The 4,463-nt window shown below is 53.9% G+C and carries 5 protein-coding genes; 2 read left to right on the top strand and 3 right to left on the bottom strand.

All coding sequences use genetic code 11. The features are described 5' to 3' along the window. Positions 1 to 409: 409 nt before the first annotated feature. Complete coding sequence (locus tag Q1K23_RS08025) at positions 410 to 592, top strand: helix-turn-helix domain-containing protein (RefSeq protein WP_300363660.1); 183 nt, start codon at positions 410 to 412, stop codon at positions 590 to 592. A 160-nt stretch (positions 593 to 752) separates the two neighbouring features. Here the strand turns inward: Q1K23_RS08025 and Q1K23_RS08030 are convergent, their stop codons facing one another. The 3 genes from Q1K23_RS08030 to Q1K23_RS08040 all read right to left on the bottom strand — a co-directional run bounded on the left by Q1K23_RS08030 (position 753) and on the right by Q1K23_RS08040 (position 2,890). Then, positions 753 to 1,505 (bottom strand): hypothetical protein, encoded by a 753-nt coding sequence (locus tag Q1K23_RS08030; protein WP_300363661.1) that lies wholly within the window; start codon positions 1,503 to 1,505, stop codon positions 753 to 755. Continuing rightward, the gene (locus Q1K23_RS08035) at positions 1,498 to 2,031 is read right to left on the bottom strand and encodes a hypothetical protein (protein WP_300363663.1); all 534 of its coding nucleotides are present in this window, start codon (positions 2,029 to 2,031) and stop codon (positions 1,498 to 1,500) included. Before Q1K23_RS08035 ends, Q1K23_RS08030 begins: the two co-directional genes overlap by 8 nt. Before the next feature lie 130 nt (positions 2,032 to 2,161). Further along, entirely contained in the window at positions 2,162 to 2,890 is a 729-nt protein-coding gene (locus tag Q1K23_RS08040) for a hypothetical protein (protein WP_300363665.1), read from the bottom strand. A 101-nt stretch (positions 2,891 to 2,991) separates the two neighbouring features. On the opposite strand from Q1K23_RS08040, the gene Q1K23_RS08045 reads away from it, so the two are divergent. Continuing rightward, the coding region (locus tag Q1K23_RS08045) for a type IV secretory system conjugative DNA transfer family protein (RefSeq protein ID WP_300363667.1) at positions 2,992 to 4,463 on the top strand (1,472 nt) is incomplete at its 3' end.

The following is a 4,463-nucleotide window of genomic DNA, read 5'->3' on the forward strand; positions in this document are numbered from 1 at the left end:
GCAGGTTCCCTGAATGGATGGCGGCGACCACCAGATAAAGCCCGCTGCCATTCGCCCGGCAAGAGAAGGGGTTTTGTAACCTGCCCGTTCAATACAATCCATAAGTGGAATGAGGTAGATGCTTTTTTCACAATTCTGCAGGCACAAACTCTTCGCTATTTGATTTGTCTCTTTTCAATAGTATCCAGAAGTCCCCAACGAAAACATATGCGAAAAATCTTTCATTTTACTACAAAATATACTTTTTGCAACATTTTTTTAATTTGGATGATTCATTAGAAAAAGATGCGATTTTCTTCAAATCCAAAGGGAAAAACCTGACAAAAATCCTTTTTTTGGATTTATGATTCTGCTGTGATCACAAAAAATCTACATATAGCATATGACGTCTATGCGGAAGGAACAATAAATGAAGACAAAATATCTGACACCCAGGGAGCTCGAGGATGCTTTGGGCATCAAGATTTCGTATCAGGCAAAGCTGAGGATGAACCGTAAAATCCCATTTATTAAAATCGGCAGGCGGATTCTCTATAATCTGGAAGATATCGAGAGGTGGTTGTATGAACATAGAGTCGATCAGCTGGGTTGAAATATGATATCCGGGACAACCGTAGAATGTCTTATGAGATGGAAAGGGTGGTCCCTGCCGGATACCAACGGTTTTCAGATCTCTTATAGATATCTACGTATAGATGTTTTGAAAGCCGGTTTTAGCTGGAAGTTCTCTTCGGGAACGGATCGGAGAGCTGTTATGCCGGTTTGCGGATCCGCTCTTCGTCACTCTCTTTTCTAGAAAACAGTTTTCGGATGGAAGGGGACGAGAGCCTTCTAAAGGGCGCTTCGAAAAAACTCTCGTCGTTGGACACGCTTGTGAGGCCGTTTTCGTATATGTCGATCTCTTTGACGCTTTCCGGAAGTTTTGGCAGATGCGCGAGGCCGCAGTGAAACAGCTGCAGCGTCTTTAGGTTTTCTGGCATCTTCGGAAGTTTCGCCAACGGCAGATTGCCCAGGATCAACACCCTCAACGAGTTCGGCAATCTTTCGGGCTCGGCGAGCCCGATCTCGACGCTTTCACAGGAGAGGGAGAGTGTGTTGAAAATGTTCAGGTAGGCCAGGGCGTCGGGCATCTTGGGCCACTGTACGATCCTGTTGCCCACGCAGTAGACATGCGTCAGCGAAGGGGGCAACTCTTCGCCGAGAGTTGTCAGCATGTTGTATCTGCACACGAGAGTTTCAAGCCCATCGGGCAGCTTCGGAAGAGAACTCGCATCGGTATGGGCCAGTTCGAAACGCACGAGGTTTTCGAGTCTTTCCAGCGAATAGGGAAGTTCGGTTTGTATGATCTTGCCGTGTCTTTCGTAATCGGCGCCTTGGTCGCACACGATGGCACGGCATTTTTCAAAGAGCGTCGCGGTATCCATATCCGGCGCCAGCGGTCTGCCCTCGGCATCGAGACCGTACCGGACGACGAATCGTCGAAGGGTTTCGTCCTGCCTACTCATCGCGATTCCCTTCGACGGAGGTATCCGATACGGCCCCGTTCCTTCCCCATCGTTCCCTGAAGGATTCGTACGCCTGGGCGCACCGCTTTTTGAAACGGTCGCCGGGGCGGCATGGCCCATCCGGTCCCATCCGCTCGGATGAGAGGCCAAGTTCCCGGCATTTCCTGCCGATCAGACCGGCCGAGGAGCCCTCCGTATGCCCGCCGATTTCCTGCGCGGCCAGGCGCAGGGCCACCGCGCTCAGTGTCAGACCGGCCAGGCGGCAGAACGCTTCGGCATCGCCTTTCTTCCACAGGTCGTCGTCCCGGATATAGAGAGTGCCGTTTGCATGGGCGTGGAAGACCGCGTTATCCTCCTCGTAATAATGGGGAAAGTGTGTTCTGCAGAAAGGATCGTCGTAAAGACCGATCTCTTTCAAAAAAGTCGTTTTGGGGTCTTCGGAGACGAAACGGATATTGTCGAACAGGTCGGGCCGGCCGGTCATCTCTTTCAGAAAATCGAGGACGAGGGTATATCGTTGCTGCATGTGCGCTCCTTTTGAATGAAATAATGAAAAAGGTGTATGGTTTGATGGGAAGGAAAAACCATGCCGCCATTGTAGGAGCGATACGGCACAATCGGTGTGCCGTCGGGAAATCCTCAAAATTGCGGAGAGATTACGACCCTTTTTTCCGGTAGTAGAGGCAGTTGTCTCGAATGCCGAAAAAAGAAAGGTAGCTTTCGTTGTAGCCGATGTAGTCAAAATGCGCCTCGAGCCAGTCGAAAAATTCGTCGCTCGCCGTCGCGCCGCCGCGCTCTTCGCCGATGAGTACGAAATAGGGCGTCTCGATCCCCCGTTGCCACTGGTTTTCAAAAAACGTCACGACCTCTTCGCCGCCACAGTATGGCACCCAGGAGGCCAAAACCAGGTCGGGCGCCGTTTCGCACACGAGCGTCGTGATATCCCGGTCGATCAGACACCCGGACTTTTTCACATCTTTGTAGTAGGGGCTCTCCTCGATCTCGAAAACGCGGTTGTGCTCTTTTAGCGTATAACCGTATCCTGCAAAACCCAGCCGGTTCAGCAGCAGGGTCAGATACCCGGAGCCGGCGTCTATCTCCACGAAGCGCCTGACGCCGAAACTTTCAAAATCTTTGCGAAGCGTTTCGCAGAAGTCGCGATTGACGGCGGCATACCCGATCTGCCGGAGATGGCTATCCCTACCGCCCGATGCGCAGAGCAGATGGATGAAGTCGGGATCGTCGGCCCGAGGCAGCCGTTCGGGGTTCAGAGAGGGTATGATTTTTTCCAGCGGCTTTCTCAGCGGACCGGGCCGAAGGACGCCGTTTTTGTTTATCTCCTTTAGGTAAAGTGCCTGGATGCGCGCGATTTTTTCTTCGTCCATTTCAATCCTTTTTTCCGGAATTACACTCCAATATCGGCACAATCGTTGTGCCCGTTTGCCGTCATAATGCCACCCAAAGATCACAACCGAAAGGATTCGACATGAAAAAGATAGGACTGGTAAAACACCCCGGAGCCCGGAATACAAAAGGGGAAACCGCTCTTCGGACGCCCCTCGTGCCGGCCGACTTCACCCACTGCGCCATCGTGGGCGAGACCGGATGCGGCAAGACCACTTCGGCCATCCTTCCCAACATCGAAGAGCGTATAAAAAAGGGGCACGGCGTTCTGATTTACGATTACAAAGGCAACCTCCATCCGAAGATCAAGGCGCTGGCCCTGCGCCAAGAGAAGCTCGAAAAGGTCGTCATCGTCGGACAGCCGTGGGGCCGCAGGATCAATGTCGTCGAGGGGATGTCCTCCAAAGAGATCGAAGAGATGCTCAATCGGGTCATCTCCATGAAAAAGGAGGAGGACGCTTTCTGGCGGCAGAGCGCACTGGGCGTGCTCGTCCCCGTGTTGCGGTTGTTCACGCTCGTGCAGGCGTTGAAGGCGTCGTTTGCGAAACACGAGATCGATTGCGATTTCGAGCTGGAAGTCAGAAAAGGCGGCAGCCGCGCCACGGTCCGATACGATATGCCCCCCACCTTCAGGTCGCTGGAAAAGGCGCTGGCCTCCCTGGAGTCGATGAAACTCTTCACGGCGGGATACGGTGACCTGCATGAGAGGCTGAAGGAGCTCTACCGATCCCATCTCTTCGAATATATGGACGACCTTATCTTCCAGAAACGGTACAAAGAGCTGATGGAACACCTGGAATATCTCGAGGAGATCCACGACAAATACACCTCGATGCCGCTGGACCGCTACTCCACCTATACGAGCGTACACCTCACCATCGCGGCGGCGCTCAACGTCATGGCCAGAAGCGCGGCGTTCAACGCGCCGGACCTCGACATCGTGCGGTCGCTGGAGGAGGGCGGCATCGTCGTCATCGACACCCGCGAAATCCCCGACACGGTGCTGGCCCACTTCACGGCCACGCTTTTCGAGCGCATGAAAGTGCGGTTCGTCAAAGAGAGCGTCACGCCGATCTCCGTCTTTCTGGACGAGGCCCAGAAGATTCTCCTGCCGGAGACGGAGATTCCCGTCGACACGCTCCGCGAAGCGAAGGTCGAAGTCTTCATGGCGTTTCAGAACGACGCGCTGATCCGAAAAAAGATCGGCGACGACGCCTACGCGTCGCTGCATACCAACCTGACGAAAAAGATCGTCTATCGCAGCGACACCTCCTTCGGGGGGCTCGACACCTCCGGTCTGGGAACATTCGAGTATCTCGACAAATCGGACGGTTATCGCACCGTTTCCCGCGCCGAACCCCTCTTTTTCGAGGATGCCGAACTCTTCGAGGCGGAGCTGGCGTATCAGCGCATGGCACATGTCCAAGAGCGCTACATGCTCGAGCGCGAACCCGAAGAACCGTTCGTCTGCATCTACGACGCCCACGCGTTCGAGCAGGGACGGATGCTGGTGCGTACCCGTTCGCGGCGGAGCGAGTACATCGATTTCGTGAC

Source organism: Hydrogenimonas sp. (genome assembly GCF_029933015.1).
In the GTDB taxonomy this organism is placed as follows: Bacteria; Campylobacterota; Campylobacteria; order Campylobacterales; family Hydrogenimonadaceae; genus Hydrogenimonas.

Coding starts and splice junctions, on each gene's coding strand:
- Q1K23_RS08025 (WP_300363660.1), top strand. CDS start 410: ATGAAGACAAAATATCTGACACCCAGGGAGCTCGAGGATGCTTTGGGC.
- Q1K23_RS08030 (WP_300363661.1), bottom strand. CDS start 1,505: ATGAGTAGGCAGGACGAAACCCTTCGACGATTCGTCGTCCGGTACGGT.
- Q1K23_RS08035 (WP_300363663.1), bottom strand. CDS start 2,031: ATGCAGCAACGATATACCCTCGTCCTCGATTTTCTGAAAGAGATGACC.
- Q1K23_RS08040 (WP_300363665.1), bottom strand. CDS start 2,890: ATGGACGAAGAAAAAATCGCGCGCATCCAGGCACTTTACCTAAAGGAG.